Below are 14,693 nucleotides of genomic sequence, written 5' to 3'. Positions count from 1 at the left end.
TGGCCTGGACTCCGCTCATGCTGCAGATTTCGCCTCGCCCGCTCCGCCTGCTCTTCGTCGACGGCAACACGCGCGAGCAGCGCGAGAACCATGCGGCGGGCTATCGCGACCTCTCACCCGCCGACGCCTATGCCGAGGAGATCAGCCGCATCGCGCCGGGCAGCATCACCGATATCTGCCTGCCGGCCGATGAGGGCGCCAACCTGCCCGATGGCAGCGGCCTGCAATCCTATGACGGCATCTTCCTGACCGGCTCCTCGCTGCACATCTACAATCTCGAGCCGGCGGTCACGCGCCAGATCGAGTTGATGCGGGCGATCTATGCCAGCGGCACGCCCTGCTTCGGCTCCTGCTGGGGCATCCAGATGGGCGCGGTCGCGGCCGGCGGCACGGTCATCGCCAATCCCAGGGGCCGCGAGATCGGCTTCGCCCGCAGGATCACGCTGACACAGGCCGGGCAGAGCCATCCGCTGCTCGCGGGCCGGCCGGCCGCCTTCGACGCGCCAGCGATCCATCTCGACACCATCGCACAGCCTCCCGCTGGCGCGACCGTGTTGGCCTCCAACCCCTACAGCACGGTCCATGCCTGCGAGATCGCCCATGCAGGCGGGCTGTTCTGGGGCGTGCAGTACCACCCCGAATTCCCGCTGGCGCAGGTCGCCTCGATCCTGGGGCGGATGACGCCGCTGCTAATCGCGGAAGGGTTTCGCAAGGACGAAGCCGCCACGGCCGCCTGGCTCGCCGACATCACGGCCCTCGACGCCGACCCGGCGCGCAGCGACCTCGCCTGGGCGCATGGGCTCGACGAGGAGGTGCTCGATCCCTGGCGCCGCGTCACCGAATTGCGCAATTTCCTGGAGCACCGCGTCCAGCCGCAGGCAAGCGCGCGGGGACGGGCTTAGAGCAAGATGCGAAAAAGCGGGAACCGGTTTTCGCATCTTGCTCTCATTCTTTGACGAGAGCCCGAATGCGTTCGCGCTCCCTGAAAAACACCGGAACCCTGCCGGCGCGCTTGAGGTCAGATTCGCTTCGCCAACAAGCCTGACGCCATGAGCTGAAACGCTTCTATGGCCTTGGGTAAAACCGACTGCGGCTCTTCGCTCGCCGCCACCCACAGGGCTGCATTCAGCGCCGCTCCATTGAGAAGGCGAGCCGCGGCTTCGACATCAACCGGCGCCAGGATGCCTTCCGAGACCAGCCTGGCGACCGCCTGCTTCGTCACATGCAGACACGCATTCTGGCTTGGCCATTGCGACGGGTCGCCGAGGAAAGCAGGTCCGTCGAGCAGTACGATCCTCTGCACTTCAGGATCGAGCGCCATCTCGATATAGGCCGCCCCTTCAGCGAGCAGCCCCTCCCAATCAGTCCGCTTTGCGGCGCCGGCCTGTTGCGCGCGCCTGGCCATCTCGCCATCGATCTGAGCGACAACGGCGGCGAGCAGCCCCTTCTTGTCGCCGAAGCTGTGGTAGAGCGCCCCGCGAGTGAGGCCGACATCTGCCGTCAACTCGTCCATCGAGGCTGCGGCAAAACCCTTTTCAGCAAAGGCCTTGCGCGCAGCCGAAATCAGCTTGGCGCGGTTTTCCTCCATCGTTTCGATACGGCGCTTTGGGGCCATGGCTCACCTTCACTGCGGATACGCAGCGCACCCGAGTTGACATACGTACCGTATGTGAGATTATTCTACATACGAGACGTATATCAAATCACGCTGCCTTTTGTGAAGTCCCGGCCGCCGACTGCCAAATCGACTTCGCGCGGGACAGCAATATCTGAAAGGACCCTGACATGATGCAACGCGCTGCCGTCTTCCCGGCAAACCGCCATGCTCTTTACGAGGCACATGGCTATTCGGCCGCGATCCGCTCCGGCGATCTGCTGTTTGTTTCCGGCCAGGTCGGCAGCCGTTCCGATGGCTCGCCGGAACCGGACTTTGCCGGTCAGGTTCGGCTGGCTTTCGCCAATCTGAAGGCGACCCTCGCCGCAGGGGGCTGCGGCTTCGACGATATCGTCGATGTGACGACCTTCCACACCGATCCCGAAAACCAGTTCGGAACCATCATGGCCGTGAAGAGCGAAGTATTCACACAGGCGCCTTATCCGAACTGGACCGCGATCGGCGTCAACTGGCTTGCCGGCTTCGACTTCGAAATCAAGGTCATCGCCCGCATTCCCGGCAATGCGTAATCCTCCATATTGGGCCAAGGAATCCGCGTGCAATAGAGTTTTCTATACCGTAACGTCGCCGGAAACCTCTACTCACCGGAGGATGCGCGATGATAAGAAAAACCGGAAGCGCCGGCGGGTTTGAAGAATATAGACGCGAACCGACTGTGAGCACTCTGCTCTTTGACTTCGACATCGACAGCGCCCGACTGAAGTCGCTGCATCGCGGCTATATCGAGAAGGTCCTCGCCCCGATCATCATGCAAAAGGGCATGCTCATGCCCTGGAACATCGCCATCATCGGCCATTGCAGCGCCTCGGGCAGCACGGCCCACAACAAGGCGCTGTCCTTGCGGCGGGCGCAGGCCGTCGCGTTGCATCTTCGCCTCCATACGCCGCTGCGCTCGCTGCGCATCAAGCCGACGGGCGCCGGCGAAAAATACGCCAAGGAGTGGGAGAACCGCCTCGATCGCTCCGTGCACATCAAGGCGGTGCCGAGCGACAAGGGCGTGGAGCCCGATGACGAGCCGCCGCCCTTCGAGGACAAGCCGCTGCCGCCCCAGATCGGCGAAGCGCAGCTGTTCCACCTCCGCTTCCTCAAGATCTCCAAGGTCGGGACCTACTTCCTGGGCAAGCTCAAGATCGTGGTCGAGATCACGGATCGCTTCAAGCAGAGGCCTCACCGCTATCTGTTCGAAGGCGACGAGCTCAATGCCGGCATCGGCCTGGAAATCCAGGCTGGCCAGACCCTGAAACCCAGCGACTATCACCCGTTCTGGACGCCCCCGGGGCAGGTGCGGATCATGGCGACCCGCGATTTCGGCGGCGACGCCAAGATCATCAAGGGCTTTTTTGCGCCGAGCGACTCATTCGCCTTCGGCAAGACACGCGGGGCCGCCGATTTCACTTATCTGGTCAAACCCTTGAAGTGGAACGAGCCGAGCTATCTGAACTTCGACTTTCTGGGATCGATCCAGGGACCGATGCGCAGCACCACGATCGACCTTCCGCCGTTCTGATCCTCGGCGGCGGCCGGCCATCTCGGCAATCCGGCGCGAGCCCTGACCCCGCTTGGCTGAAATGCGGCACTATAGCGGTGCTTCAGTCGAAGCTTTCAAACTCGTCCGCTTCGTCATCATAAAGCAGCTTCATGAGCATGACATAGCGATTGAGCGAGGCCATGCTGATGTCGCGTATGCATCTCTCCCGTAGCTTGCGGGCTTCTGCGCGAATGCTCACACGCAGTTCCGGCGCATGGATACCGAACTGCTCGCTCCAATCGAGCAGGCGATGCAGGTCCTTGTCCCAGGCAAGACAGGCCCGTGCCTGACGCGTCATGGGTTGCACGGGATCGGCTGCGTTTGCGGCGACAGCCGGTATCCAGACGGCGCATAGGCAGAAGAATAGCGCTAGGAACCGCTCCATCGGCCTACCCCCCATGTCAAACGCGACATTGGGTGGACAAGCATAAGCCGTGCCCGGGGAAAGCATAACGCTTATGGGCCGTTCATCTCGGACGTAGCGACGTATCCGATGCAATCTCCGCAATGGATCGAGAGTGGTCCCGCTCTGAATATTCGCACAGCCTAACCCCCATCTCCCCATCCCCGCGTCAACACCTGTGGCGCACTCCGCCACTCCCTTCCGCAGTCCGGCCCAATTCCGCCTTTGCCACGTCGAAATCGGGCGTGCTTTATCGCGGGCACCGTGATTTGGGAGGGGACACCGCTATGATGAGCCGACTGGCCGCAGCCTTGATCGTCGCGCCGAGCTTTGCCGCCGCCGCTGAAATGGACCTCGCCTCGCGGATCGACCGCGTCACCGTCTATCCCGACGGGGCGGTGATCACCCGCCTCGGCCGGGCCGAACTGCTGCAGGGCGCTTCGCAGATCGTCCTGCGCGGCCTGCCGGCGACGATCGACCCCGCCTCGATCCGCGTCGAAGGCAAAGGTGACGGCTCCTTCTCGATCGGCGCCGTCGATGTCCGCCTCGCACCTGGCGACGCCAAGCCGCTCGACAGCGTGATCGAGGCCAAGCTCAAGGCGCTGCGCGACGAGAAGGCCGTGCTCGACGGCCAGGCTGGCGCCATCGAGGCCAAGCGCGGCACGATCGAACGTTTTGCGCAGACCGGCCCCGACAAGCTCGGCCCCGACGGCAAGGCGCTGCCGGTCGCCGACTGGCCGGCGATTTTTGACGCGATCGGCACCGCGCTGGTCAAGGTCAATGCCGAGCTCAGGGCTGTGCGCGGTCGCGCCTCCGAAATCGAAAGCGAGATCGCAGCCCTCGAACGCGCCCGCCCGCAAACGGGCCGCCCTGGCGCGCCCAAGCGCGACGTCGCCATCGCCGTCGAGGCACCTGCTCCCGTCGCGGCCGAGTTCACGGTGAGCTATCGCGTCGCCGGGGCGAATTGGACGCCGCTCTATGAGGCCAGGCTCGCTACCGGCAGCGCTGGGGCCAAGCCTGAGATCAATTTCATGCGCCGCGCCGAATTGCGCCAGCGCAGCGGCGAGGACTGGGCCGATGTCGCCGTCACCCTCTCGACGACCCGCTCGGCCGGCGGCACGCGGGCGCCCGATCTCGCCCCGATGCAGGTGATGTTCTTCGAGCCGCAGGAAATCTATCAGGCTCGCGAGCGCGCCATGGAGCAGGCCCGCAAGCAGGCGACGGAGCGCGCCGCTCCTCCCGCCATTGCCAGTGCGCCGGCGCCACGCGGCTTTGGTGCAACGCAATCGCTGGAGGACCGCGTCGCGCAGCCGGCGACCATCACGGCCTCGACCATCGAGGCCGGCGCCTATCAGGCGAGCTTCCAGGTGCCCGGCCGGATCACGGTTCCGCAGGACGGCTCGTCCAAGGCCGTCCTGCTGAGCCAGAGCAAGGTCAGCCCGAATCTAAGCGCGCGGACGACGCCGGAGCTGGAGGAGAAAGCTTATCTCGAAGCCGCCTTCACCCATGAGGACGAGGCCCCATTGCTGCCGGGCGAGGTCTTCCTGCATCGCGACGGCGGCTATATCGGCAAGGGCCGGATCGGCCTCGTCGCCTCAGGCGACAAGGTCGAGCTCGGCTTCGGCGCCGACGACAAGCTCAAGGTGACGCGCGCGCCGGTCAGGCGGCGCGAGAACGACCCGACCTGGCTCGGCCAGAGCCGCACCGACCTGCGCGAGTTCCGCACCGTGGTGAAGAGCCTGCATGCCCAGCCGGTGAAGGTCACGGTGACCGAGCGCGTGCCCTTCTCCGAGAGCAGCGCCATCACCATCGAGACCTTGCCGCAGACCACGCCGCCGACCGAAAAGCAGGTCGGCGACAAGCGCGGCATCCAGGCCTGGACCTTCGACCTCGCCCCCGCGACCGAGAAGGAGATCAAGCTCGCCTACCGGATCAAATGGCCCGGCGATCGCGAGGTCACCTTCCAGCCGCAGGCCATAGCCGAGCCGCGCCTGGCGCGCTGAGGCATTCGGTGAACTGGAGATTTGCCGCCGTTGCACTGTCATTCCGGGGCATGCCGCAGGCATGAACCCGGAACCCACGACTGGGCCGTCCGGCCACTAGAGCATTTTCTTCACGCGAACCGGTGTCCACTTCGCTCGAAAATGCTCTAGCCGTTTCCGGCGCTCACCCGGTCGTGGGTTCCGGGCTCGGCCCTGCGGGCCGCCCCGGAATAACGGCGAAGGCCAAATGCAAATCGGCGCTCACAGCGCCATGTCGAGCTCGCTCTGCCGGCCGAGCCGGGTCATCCAGTCCTGATATTGCGGCTGGACCTTGAGCTGGTGGCCGTAATGGCGGCGCAGCGCTTCGACCAATCTCCCGCCACGGCCAAGCTGCTCGTCGGCGAAGCCGATCATCACCGAATTCGGCCAGGCCTGCGGACGCACGCTGCGCAGGCGGTCGAACAATTCGTCCTCGCTCGCCTCGCTGTCGTTTTGCGCCATCAGCGCCAGCATCGCAGCGGTCGAGCGCGAAATGCCCATATGGCAATGCACCAGGAGATGGCCCTCGACGCGGCCGGCCACGCCCTCCCGCAGGCTCTCGCCGAAGCCCAGGATCGCCTCGACATGCTTCGGCTGCGGATGGGTATAGCCCTGCGAGGGGCCGAGGATGTCGTGGAAGCGCAAGGTGACGCGATGATGCTCGCCATAGGCGCCGAAGGCGTCGAGCTCCGCCAGGCCCGGATCGAGCAGGGAGAGGACATGCGTGACGCGGCGCTCGCTCTGCGCCGGCAATTCGTCGATGCCGCAGATCGTCAGGGTCGAGATGGCGAGCGTCTTCATGCGGGAGCTCCGGCGGCAGGAGAGAGCTGCCGGCATAGAGCCGGATGATCTCAGATGGAATCACGAAGTGATCCCATCTGAGATCTGAATCCGTCTCTCATCTAAAAGCGAGAGCAGGATCAATGCGAAAAACCGGTGCCCACTTTTTCGCATCCTGCTCTTGCGAGCCGCCCCCTTCGCGGCAACCGCCGCGGATGACGGCCTGCCCTGCAGACGGAGCGGTCAGCCCCTACCCCGCACGCGGAAGGCGCGGCAACAGGATGGTGAGCAACCCCAGCAGCGGCAGGTAGGAGCAGATGCGGTAGACGAAGGCGATGCCATGCGTGTCGGCGAAGTTGCCGAGTAGCGCCGCTCCCAGCCCGCCGGCCCCAAAGGCGAAGCCGAAGAACACTCCCGCGATCAGCCCGACGCGCCCCGGCACCAGCTCCTGCGCGAACACCACGATGGCCGAGAAGGCCGAGGCGAAGATCAGCCCGATGACCACGCTGAGCACACCCGTCCAGAACAGGTTGGCGTAAGGCAGCAGCAGGGCGAAGGGGATGACACCCAGGATCGAGAACCAGATCACGAAGCGCGCGCCCATCCTGTCGCCGATCGGCCCGCCAAGGAATGTTCCCGCCGCCGCAGCAGCCAGGAACAGGAACAGCATGAGCTGCGCCTCGCGCACGCCGAGCCCGAACTGGTCGATGACGTAGAAGGTGAAATAGCTGGAGATGCTGGCCATGTAGACGTTCTTCGTCGCGGTCAGCAGCACGAGAATGCCGAAGGCGATGGCGACCCGCCCCTGTGGCAGCGGCAAGGCGCGGCTGGCGGCGGGCTTGCCCGCATTCTGCTTGCGATGAGCCGCATACCACGCCCCGACGCGCCAGAGCACGACGACGCCCAGCATCGCGACACCTGACAGCCAGGAGACGCTGCCCTGGCCGAAGGGCAGGACGATGAAGGCCGCCAGCAGCGGCCCCGTCGCCGAGCCCATATTGCCGCCGACCTGAAAGAGCGATTGCGCCAGCCCGTGCCGGCCGCCGGAGCCCAGCCGGGCCACCCGCGACGCCTCCGGATGGAAGATCGCCGAGCCGAGCCCGATCAGGCAGGCCGCCGTCACCAGCAGCGCGAAATTGCCGGCATTGCCGAGCAGGATCAGCCCGAGGAAGGTCGAGCCCATGCCGACAGGCAGGGAATAGGGCATCGGCCAGCGGTCGGTCGCCATGCCGACGAGAGGCTGCAGCAGCGACGCGGTGACCTGGAACGCCATGGTCAGAAGCCCGATCTGGACGAAATCAAGCGCGTAATTCGCCTTGAACAGCGGGTAAAGCGAGGCGAGCAGCGACTGCATCAGGTCGTTGAGCAGATGACAGAAGCTCACCGCCAGCAGGATCGACGTCGTCGTCTTCTCGATGCGGGGCTCAGCCCCCGGAAATGCCGCAACCATCTCGAAACCTCTTTCGCGCCGCCATTCGGCGCGCCATGCCGGGTTCCTTCTACAGGCCTTGCCGCTGACCTTCATTCGTGTTTTGGTCAAAAACTTTCGCGATTGGGCCAAGGTTGTGACGAAACTAAAGATATGACGAAACTGCCGGCGCCGACGGTCGCAGCGCTCGACGAGAGCCACCGTCACAGTGTCGGCAAAATCTACCATGCCGGCAGCAGCGTGATCGTGCATCGCTCGGACGATCCGGCCGGTTACACCGTGCCGCCGCACAGCCACAGGCATATCCAGCTGCTTTGCGTCTTCTCCGGCGTCGTGCTGCTCGCGACCGAGGTCGGCTGCTGGATGATCCCGCCCGGCCACGCCTTGCTGATCCCGCCCCATCTCGAACATTCCGTCGAGATGATGAGCGATGTCAGCATGCGTTCGGTCTATCTGCTGCCCGGTGACGACGCGCTTGCCGAACGTTTCCTGCAGGTGCTCGCAGTCACGGACCTCGTCCGCGGCCTGATCATCGAGGCGATTCGCCTGCACGACGCCGGGGTGGAAGGCCGCAAGCCGCAATTGGTGCTCGACCTGCTCGCCGAGGAGGTCACGACCCTGGCGCCCCGGCCGCTCGGCCTGCCTTTCCCCACCGACGCCCGGCTCTCGGTGCTGTGCCGGGCCTTCATGGAGGCGCCCTCGGCCCATCTGCGTCTCGACCAATGGGCGGACAGGCTGGCGATGAGCCGGCGCACCTTCACCCGTTTCTTCCTGCGCGAAACCGGCCTCAGCTTCGCGGCATGGCGCCAGCAGGCCTGCCTGTTCGCCTGCCTGCCGAAGCTCGCCGCCGGCGCTCCGGTGACGCAGATCGCCATGCTGGCGGGCTATGACAATGTCGCCGCCTTCACCACGATGTTCACGCGCCGCCTGGGAACCCCGCCGCGCGCCTATATGCGCCGCTCCTTGGCGGGCTGAGCGACGTCGGGACTGTGCCGCTCGGGTTTCGCAGGCAGGCAGCCCTGGTCAGGAACCAGGATTCCTCGCCTCAAGCGCCCCATGCAGCCTTTTCGATCGCCAAAGAACGCACAGCGACGCCGCCACGAGCCCCGCGACCAGCGACATCGGATATGCACAGCCTTGACCTCGCCGCAGTGTTGCCTCATGAGGGCCTGCAAGAACCTGCCTTACAAACCCCGGTCTTGCGCCGGGGTTTTTCATGTGCGCGGCGCTTGCGTGGGATCAAACAGGCAAGACAGCAGGACACCTGGACCATGGCAAATGTGGTGGTGGTCGGCGCCCAGTGGGGCGACGAGGGCAAGGGCAAGATCGTCGACTGGCTGTCGAGCCAGGCCGATGTCGTGGTGCGCTTTCAAGGCGGCCATAATGCCGGGCATACCCTCGTCATCGACGGCAATGTCTACAAGCTCTCGCTGCTGCCCTCGGGCATCGTGCGGCCCGGCAAGCTCTCGGTCATCGGCAACGGCGTTGTCGTCGACCCCTGGCATCTGGTCGAGGAAATCGAGCGGCTGCGCAAGCAAGGCGTCGCGATCAGCCCTGAGAACCTGCGCCTCGCCGACAACGCGACCCTGATCCTGCCGCTGCATCGCGAGCTAGATCATTTCCGCGAGACCTCGAATGCCGGTCTCAAGATCGGCACGACCAAGCGCGGCATCGGCCCGGCCTATGAGGACAAGGTCGGCCGCCGCGCCATCCGCGTCATCGACCTGAAGGATCCCGCGATCCTCGAGGCCAAGATCGAGCGCCTGCTCGCGCATCACAATGCGCTGCGGCGGGGCTTGGGCATCGCCGAGGTCGACGGAGCGGAGTTGTTGACGCAGCTCACGACCATAGCGCCGCAGATCCTGCCCTATGCCGACACCGTCTGGGCCTTGCTCGATTCGGAGCGTCGCGCCGGCAAGCGCATCCTGTTCGAGGGCGCCCAGGGCGCCCTGCTCGATGTCGACCATGGCACCTACCCCTTCGTGACCTCGTCGAACATCGTCGCCGGCCAGGCCGCGACCGGCTCGGGGCTGGGCCCCTCCGCGGTCGGCTATGTGCTGGGCATCGCCAAAGCCTATACGACCCGCGTCGGCGAAGGCCCCTTCCCGACCGAACTCTTCGACGAAATCGGCGAACTGATCGGCCAGAAGGGCAAGGAATTCGGCGTCGTCACGGGGCGCAAGCGCCGCTGCGGCTGGTTCGACGCCTGTCTGGTCCGCCAGACGGTGAAGACCTCGGGCATCGACGGCATCGCCTTGACCAAGCTCGACATCCTCGACGGCTTCAAGGAGATCAAGGTCTGCATCGGCTACAAGCTCAATGGCGACCTGCTCGAGCATCTGCCCGCCGGACAGAGCGACCAGGCCCGCGTCGAGCCCGTCTACGAGACGATCGAAGGCTGGGAAGGCTCGACCGCGAACGCCCGTTCATGGGCCGATCTGCCGGCCCAGGCGATCAAATATGTCCGCCGTATCGAGGAACTGATCGGCGCGCCCGTGGCGGTGCTCTCGACCAGCCCGGAACGCGACGACACCATCCTCGTCCACAACCCTTTCGAGGGTTGACGGGACCAGCCAACATCGACAAGTGAGGCCAATGGCCGATTTCTATCCCATCCTGGCACGTGCAATCGCTGGGTTGCCCGACAAGTCGTCTGCGGCGCGGCGGGCCGTCTATGACCGCGCCAGGACCGCGCTCGTCGCGCAGTTGCGCAGTCTTGACCCGCCGCTCGGCGAGGCCGAGATCATGCGCGAGCGGCTCTCGCTCGACGAGGCCGTGGCGAAGATCGAGGCCGATTACGGCGAGGGACCGGCGCATCCGCCAGCCCAGGCCGGGCCGGTCTTCCGCCCCGCCGTCACGCCCGAACCGGCCCGCAGGGAGGTCACCACGCCTCCGGCCGCCATCGCGCAAGCGGAGCCCGAGCAAACCCAGGATGACGGGCGCTTCGAGGATCCGCTGCCGGAAGCCGCCGAGCAGCAGACGATCCGCCCCCGCGTCGCGCCCCGGCGCGAACGCCGCGTCAATCCCGGCCATGTCCGCACCGCCATCGTCGGCGGCGGCGTCGCCATCGCGGTCGCGGCGATCGCCGCCGCCGCCTATTACGTCAACAAGGTCAGGCCGCCCGAGAACACGGCGCGCAGCCATGTCGAGACGCCGGCGCAGCCGCCGCAGCCCGACGCCGCCGGCAAGCTGAACGACCGCGTCGGCGATGCCGGAGCGCCGCCGCAGACCCGGCCGAACAGCAATACCGGCGCACCCGCGCAGGGCAGCGAGATCACCGTCGCGCAGCGCGCCATCCTCTACACCGAGGTCGCCGAGAACCCGCAGCAGCCGCGCACCGTGAACGGCCGCGTCTTCTGGCGGCTGGACAGCGAGAGCGCCGGCCCAGGCCGGCCGGTCGAGACGATCGTACGCGCCACGATCGAGGTACCGGAGGCCGGCATCGGGCTCGACTTCACCATCCGCCGCAACACCGATACGGCCTTCCCGGCCTCGCACATTATCGGCCTGCGCTTCACCAATACGGGCACGACAGCGCCGGAGACCATCCGCGAGGTCGGCGTACCGCAGTTCAAAACCGACGAGAACGAGCGCGGCGCACCCTTGTCGGCGATCAACTCGGCGCTTGGCGAGAACCTCTTCGTCGCGGCCCTGTCGAACGTGCCCGTGGAGGTCGAGCGCAATCTCGACCTGATCCTGAACCGCAACTGGATCGACGTGCCGATCCGCTTCGCCTCAGGCAAGCGCGGCATCCTGACCTTCGAGAAGGGTTTCCCGGGCAGCCAGACCCTGGCCGACGCCTTCGGCCGCTGGCGTTAGAGCCGCGCTTTTTAGCTGGGGTCTACGAGGATGGCGACGAGGATGGAGAAGCTTGATTTCAGAAAGCTTCTCAAGCCGCTCCTTAACCCGCCCGCCGGAGAGTTCGTTTCGGTCGAAGTGCCGCAGATGCAGTTCGTCAAGGTGGATGGCGGAGGCGATCCCAACACCGCTCCAGCTTACCGTTCGGCGGTCGAATGGCTCTACGGGGTCAGCTATGCCATGAAATTCGCGGCGAAGGCGGCACTCGGCAAGGATTATGTCGTGCCGCCGCTGGAAGGATTGTGGTGGGCAGACGATCCCAGGAGCTTCATCGCACGCGAAAAGGACCAGTGGCGCTGGACGATGATGATCATGGTCCCTGATTTCGTCACCCGTGACCTATTCGAGAACGCTGTGGCCAAGACGGGCGGAAAACGCGGCCAGCCCCCGCAAAGCCTACGCCTCGAACCCCATAGTGAAGGGCTATCGCTCCAGACCCTGCATGTGGGCAGCTACGATGACGAAGGTCCGGTCCTGGCCCGGCTCCATGGTGAGGTGATGCCGAACAGGGGGCTGGCCTTCAACGGGCCACACCACGAGATCTATCTGAGCGATCCGCGCAAGACTGACTCGGCCAAGCTCAAAACGATCCTGCGCCAGCCGGTGAAGCTCAAGACTTAGCTCCGCTCCCGGTTGCACCGGGCCCCGTCAGCTCGTGCGCTCCGCAGCGAAACGCGCTGCCGCGCGCAGCATGTCCGCTTCCCAGCCAAAGCCCGCCAGCGCCGCGATTGCGTCGGCACTCAAGCGGTCGCGCTCGCGCTTGGCGCCCGCGAGCCCCAGCGCCGCGACCAATGTCGCCTTGCCCTTGTCCTGGTCCTTCGCCGTCGCCTTGCCGAGCTCCTCGGGCGTGGCCTCGATGTCGAGGATATCGTCGGCCACCTGGAAGGCAGCACCCAGCGCCCGGCCGTAACGGACCAGCGCGGCGCGCGCCTCGGGCGCGGCACCTGCGATCAGCGCACCGATCTCGACGCTCGCCGCCAGCAGGGCGCCGGTCTTCATCGCCTGCAGGCGGCGGATTTCGGCTTCGGAGAGGCTGCGCGGCCGGCCGCCGTCGAAGCGCCCCTCCGCCGCAAGGTCGAGCATCTGCCCGCCCGCCATGCCCCCTAACCCCGAGGCGCGCGCCAAGGCTAGAACGAGCCCCGCGCGAACCTCGCCCGAAGGATGCGTCGCCTCATCCGCCATCACATCGAAGGCCAGCGTCAGCAGGCTGTCGCCGGCCAGGATCGCAGTCGCCTCGTCAAAGGCCTTGTGCACGGTCGGCCGGCCACGGCGCGTGTCGTCGTCATCCATCGCCGGCAGGTCGTCATGGACCAGCGAGTAGCAATGCACGAGCTCGACCGCCGCACCCGCCCGCAGCGCCTGGTCCGCATCGCCACGCAAGAGCCGCGCGGTCTCGACCGTCAGGAAGGGCCGCAGCCGCTTACCCCCGCCGAGCGCGCCATGGCGCATGGCCGAGAGCAAAGGCTCCGGCCGGGCGATCTCGCTCTCGCGTGGCGCAGCCGACAGCAGCGCGTCCAACAGGGACTCGATCGCCTGCGCCGTCCGTGCGAGGCTGGAGGCAAGGTCGCCGGTCTCGGCGGTGGGCAGGGCGGAACTCATGCGCGGATCTCGCATTCGCCGTGAGCGCGGGATGCGGGACGGCGGCAACCGGTGTCTCGCATGAAGCCTGCCCTCACCAGGTGATGAGAGCCCCGATTGCCGGAGCCGGCCGGCACCGTCAAGCCAAGGGACAGCAAACCAAGGGGACGTGAGGGCATGGCGGCAGGACAGCGGACGGCGCGGCGCGGGCTTTTCGCGCGTCTGATTCGCTGGATCGGCCGGCTCGTCCTCGGCTTGCTGATCGCGCTGGCGCTCGGCCTCCTGCTCTATCGCTTCATCCCGGCGCCATCGACCCTGATGATCGCGCGCTGGCTGAGCTTGCAGCCGGTCGAACGGCAATGGGTGCCGCTCGACCAGATTTCGTCGGCCCTGATCCGCTCCGTGATCGCCGCCGAGGACCAGCGCTTCTGCGCCCATTCCGGCGTCGACTGGATCGAGCTCAACACGGTGCTCGACGATGAGGACGGGCCCAGCCGGGGCGCCTCGACCCTGACCATGCAGACCGCCAAGAACCTCTTCCTCTGGCCCGGCCGCTCCTACATCCGCAAGGCGCTGGAAATTCCGCTGGCACTGGCGATCGACCTCGCCTGGCCGAAGCAGCGCATCATCGAGGTCTATCTCAACGTCGCCGAATGGGGCGATGGGCTGTTCGGCGCGGAGGCCGCGGCCCAGCGCTATTTCAAGAAATCGGCGGCAGGGCTGACCGGGCCGGAAGCCTCCAGGCTCGCCGCCGCCCTGCCGAATCCGAGCGCGCGCGACCCTGGCCGGCCAAGCCGCAGCCTGCAGGCAGGGGCGGCACGCGTGCAGCGACGCGTCGGACAATTGGGCGCGCTCGGCAACTGCGCGGTGCCCGAGGGCGAGGAAGACATGGACTAGTTCGGAAGCTATGGACTCAATTCACAGGCTGGCTTGCGACTTTTTCGCATCCCGCTCTAGCCAGCGCGCGCCGCAGCGTGTATGGGCAACGCCTCACGAGATTGATCCGTCGTCGTGACGGCAGCGCGGCCTTGAGCCAAGCGCTTCCGGACGGCGGCACGATGGAGATTACTATGGCCGTTCCGAAGAGAAAGACGTCGCCGTCGAAGCGTGGCATGCGCCGCTCGGCCGACGCGCTGAAGCAGCCCACCTATATCGAAGACAAGAACTCCGGCGAACTGCGCCGCCCGCACCATGTCGATCTGAAGAGCGGCATGTATCGCGGCCGCCAGGTCTTGAAGGTCAAGGCCGAGGCCTGATCGCCTCAATGCCCAGCGCCTGGCCTTGTGCCCGACGCTAACGAAACAAGCCGGCCGCGAGGCCGGCTTTTTCTTTGGAATACGAACTCATCCGGCTCTCATCAAGGAGTTAGAGCAGGATCGATGCGAAAAACCGGTTCCCACTTTTTCGCATCCTGCTCTAGA

15 protein-coding genes are annotated in these 14,693 nt (G+C 66.0%); 10 read left to right on the top strand and 5 right to left on the bottom strand.

All coding sequences use genetic code 11. The features are described from left to right. The first annotated feature begins 17 nt into the window (after positions 1–17). Positions 18–902 carry a type 1 glutamine amidotransferase gene (locus tag ACSQ3P_RS14625; protein WP_436166283.1) on the top strand — a complete coding sequence of 295 codons (885 nt, stop codon included), beginning with the start codon at positions 18–20 and terminating at the stop codon, positions 900–902. Positions 903–1,018: 116 nt separating this feature from the next. Here ACSQ3P_RS14625 and ACSQ3P_RS14620 read toward each other — a convergent pair whose 3' ends face one another. Continuing rightward, entirely contained in the window at positions 1,019–1,615 is a 597-nt protein-coding gene (locus ACSQ3P_RS14620; RefSeq protein WP_436166282.1) for a TetR/AcrR family transcriptional regulator, read from the bottom strand. 170 nt (positions 1,616–1,785) lie between these two features. On the opposite strand from ACSQ3P_RS14620, the gene ACSQ3P_RS14615 reads away from it, so the two are divergent. Together ACSQ3P_RS14615 and ACSQ3P_RS14610 are read left to right on the top strand one after the other, a co-directional pair. Beyond that, positions 1,786–2,184, top strand: coding sequence for a RidA family protein (locus ACSQ3P_RS14615; RefSeq protein WP_436166281.1), 399 nt, complete (start codon positions 1,786–1,788; stop codon positions 2,182–2,184). Positions 2,185–2,330: 146 nt separating this feature from the next. After that, a complete protein-coding gene (locus ACSQ3P_RS14610; protein WP_436166280.1) occupies positions 2,331–3,182 on the top strand; it encodes an OmpA family protein in 852 nt (283 codons plus the stop codon). Between the two features lie 82 nt (positions 3,183–3,264). On the opposite strand, the gene ACSQ3P_RS14605 is transcribed toward ACSQ3P_RS14610, so the two are convergent. Beyond that, positions 3,265–3,501, bottom strand: coding sequence for a hypothetical protein (locus ACSQ3P_RS14605; RefSeq protein ID WP_436166279.1), 237 nt, complete (start codon positions 3,499–3,501; stop codon positions 3,265–3,267). Between the two features lie 395 nt (positions 3,502–3,896). On the opposite strand from ACSQ3P_RS14605, the gene ACSQ3P_RS14600 reads away from it, so the two are divergent. Then, a complete protein-coding gene (locus ACSQ3P_RS14600; protein ID WP_436166278.1) occupies positions 3,897–5,609 on the top strand; it encodes a mucoidy inhibitor MuiA family protein in 1,713 nt (570 codons plus the stop codon). Between the two features lie 240 nt (positions 5,610–5,849). Here the strand turns inward: ACSQ3P_RS14600 and ACSQ3P_RS14595 are convergent, their stop codons facing one another. Further along, positions 5,850–6,428 carry a tyrosine phosphatase family protein gene (locus ACSQ3P_RS14595; protein WP_436166277.1) on the bottom strand — a complete coding sequence of 193 codons (579 nt, stop codon included), beginning with the start codon at positions 6,426–6,428 and terminating at the stop codon, positions 5,850–5,852. Between the two features lie 229 nt (positions 6,429–6,657). Then, complete coding sequence (locus tag ACSQ3P_RS14590; RefSeq protein ID WP_436166276.1) at positions 6,658–7,857, bottom strand: MFS transporter; 1,200 nt, start codon at positions 7,855–7,857, stop codon at positions 6,658–6,660. 132 nt (positions 7,858–7,989) lie between these two features. Between ACSQ3P_RS14590 and ACSQ3P_RS14585 the strand changes: the two genes are divergently transcribed. The 4 genes from ACSQ3P_RS14585 (at position 7,990) to ACSQ3P_RS14570 (ending at position 12,315) form a co-directional block, all read left to right on the top strand. After that, positions 7,990–8,811: an AraC family transcriptional regulator gene (locus ACSQ3P_RS14585; RefSeq protein ID WP_436166275.1), complete on the top strand. Its 822-nt coding sequence runs from the start codon at positions 7,990–7,992 to the stop codon at positions 8,809–8,811. A 296-nt stretch (positions 8,812–9,107) separates the two neighbouring features. After that, entirely contained in the window at positions 9,108–10,400 is a 1,293-nt protein-coding gene (locus ACSQ3P_RS14580; RefSeq protein ID WP_436166274.1) for an adenylosuccinate synthase, read from the top strand. A gap of 31 nt (positions 10,401–10,431) precedes the next feature. After that, positions 10,432–11,655: a histidine kinase gene (locus tag ACSQ3P_RS14575; RefSeq protein ID WP_436166273.1), complete on the top strand. Its 1,224-nt coding sequence runs from the start codon at positions 10,432–10,434 to the stop codon at positions 11,653–11,655. A gap of 42 nt (positions 11,656–11,697) precedes the next feature. Next, positions 11,698–12,315 carry a GyrI-like domain-containing protein gene (locus tag ACSQ3P_RS14570; protein WP_436166272.1) on the top strand — a complete coding sequence of 206 codons (618 nt, stop codon included), beginning with the start codon at positions 11,698–11,700 and terminating at the stop codon, positions 12,313–12,315. Between the two features lie 27 nt (positions 12,316–12,342). Here ACSQ3P_RS14570 and ACSQ3P_RS14565 read toward each other — a convergent pair whose 3' ends face one another. Further along, positions 12,343–13,293: a polyprenyl synthetase family protein gene (locus tag ACSQ3P_RS14565; RefSeq protein WP_436166271.1), complete on the bottom strand. Its 951-nt coding sequence runs from the start codon at positions 13,291–13,293 to the stop codon at positions 12,343–12,345. A 156-nt stretch (positions 13,294–13,449) separates the two neighbouring features. Here ACSQ3P_RS14565 and mtgA point away from each other — a divergent pair, with 156 nt between their 5' ends. Together mtgA and rpmF are read left to right on the top strand one after the other, a co-directional pair. Further along, on the top strand, positions 13,450–14,169 hold the full coding sequence (gene mtgA / locus ACSQ3P_RS14560; RefSeq protein WP_436166270.1) for a monofunctional biosynthetic peptidoglycan transglycosylase: 720 nt from the start codon (positions 13,450–13,452) through the stop codon (positions 14,167–14,169). A 173-nt stretch (positions 14,170–14,342) separates the two neighbouring features. Beyond that, complete coding sequence (gene rpmF / locus ACSQ3P_RS14555) at positions 14,343–14,528, top strand: 50S ribosomal protein L32 (RefSeq protein WP_069688448.1); 186 nt, start codon at positions 14,343–14,345, stop codon at positions 14,526–14,528. Positions 14,529–14,693: the final 165 nt, after the last annotated feature.

This window comes from Allobosea sp. LjRoot9 (assembly GCF_964252745.1).
Lineage (GTDB): Bacteria > Pseudomonadota > Alphaproteobacteria > Rhizobiales > Beijerinckiaceae > Allobosea.
The sequence above is the reverse complement of the archived record's forward strand: the minus strand, read 5'-3'. Positions and strand labels throughout refer to the sequence as shown.

What these genes read in the sequence shown, in the direction of transcription:
- ACSQ3P_RS14590 (WP_436166276.1), bottom strand. Translation starts at nt 7,857, where the DNA reads ATGGTTGCGGCATTTCCGGGGGCTGAGCCCCGCATCGAGAAGACGACG.
- ACSQ3P_RS14570 (WP_436166272.1), top strand. Translation starts at nt 11,698, where the DNA reads ATGGAGAAGCTTGATTTCAGAAAGCTTCTCAAGCCGCTCCTTAACCCG.
- ACSQ3P_RS14585 (WP_436166275.1), top strand. Translation starts at nt 7,990, where the DNA reads ATGACGAAACTGCCGGCGCCGACGGTCGCAGCGCTCGACGAGAGCCAC.
- ACSQ3P_RS14580 (WP_436166274.1), top strand. Translation starts at nt 9,108, where the DNA reads ATGGCAAATGTGGTGGTGGTCGGCGCCCAGTGGGGCGACGAGGGCAAG.
- ACSQ3P_RS14625 (WP_436166283.1), top strand. Translation starts at nt 18, where the DNA reads ATGCTGCAGATTTCGCCTCGCCCGCTCCGCCTGCTCTTCGTCGACGGC.
- rpmF (WP_069688448.1), top strand. Translation starts at nt 14,343, where the DNA reads ATGGCCGTTCCGAAGAGAAAGACGTCGCCGTCGAAGCGTGGCATGCGC.
- ACSQ3P_RS14595 (WP_436166277.1), bottom strand. Translation starts at nt 6,428, where the DNA reads ATGAAGACGCTCGCCATCTCGACCCTGACGATCTGCGGCATCGACGAA.
- ACSQ3P_RS14600 (WP_436166278.1), top strand. Translation starts at nt 3,897, where the DNA reads ATGAGCCGACTGGCCGCAGCCTTGATCGTCGCGCCGAGCTTTGCCGCC.
- ACSQ3P_RS14575 (WP_436166273.1), top strand. Translation starts at nt 10,432, where the DNA reads ATGGCCGATTTCTATCCCATCCTGGCACGTGCAATCGCTGGGTTGCCC.
- ACSQ3P_RS14605 (WP_436166279.1), bottom strand. Translation starts at nt 3,501, where the DNA reads ATGACGCGTCAGGCACGGGCCTGTCTTGCCTGGGACAAGGACCTGCAT.
- ACSQ3P_RS14620 (WP_436166282.1), bottom strand. Translation starts at nt 1,615, where the DNA reads ATGGCCCCAAAGCGCCGTATCGAAACGATGGAGGAAAACCGCGCCAAG.
- ACSQ3P_RS14565 (WP_436166271.1), bottom strand. Translation starts at nt 13,293, where the DNA reads ATGAGTTCCGCCCTGCCCACCGCCGAGACCGGCGACCTTGCCTCCAGC.
- mtgA (WP_436166270.1), top strand. Translation starts at nt 13,450, where the DNA reads ATGGCGGCAGGACAGCGGACGGCGCGGCGCGGGCTTTTCGCGCGTCTG.
- ACSQ3P_RS14615 (WP_436166281.1), top strand. Translation starts at nt 1,786, where the DNA reads ATGATGCAACGCGCTGCCGTCTTCCCGGCAAACCGCCATGCTCTTTAC.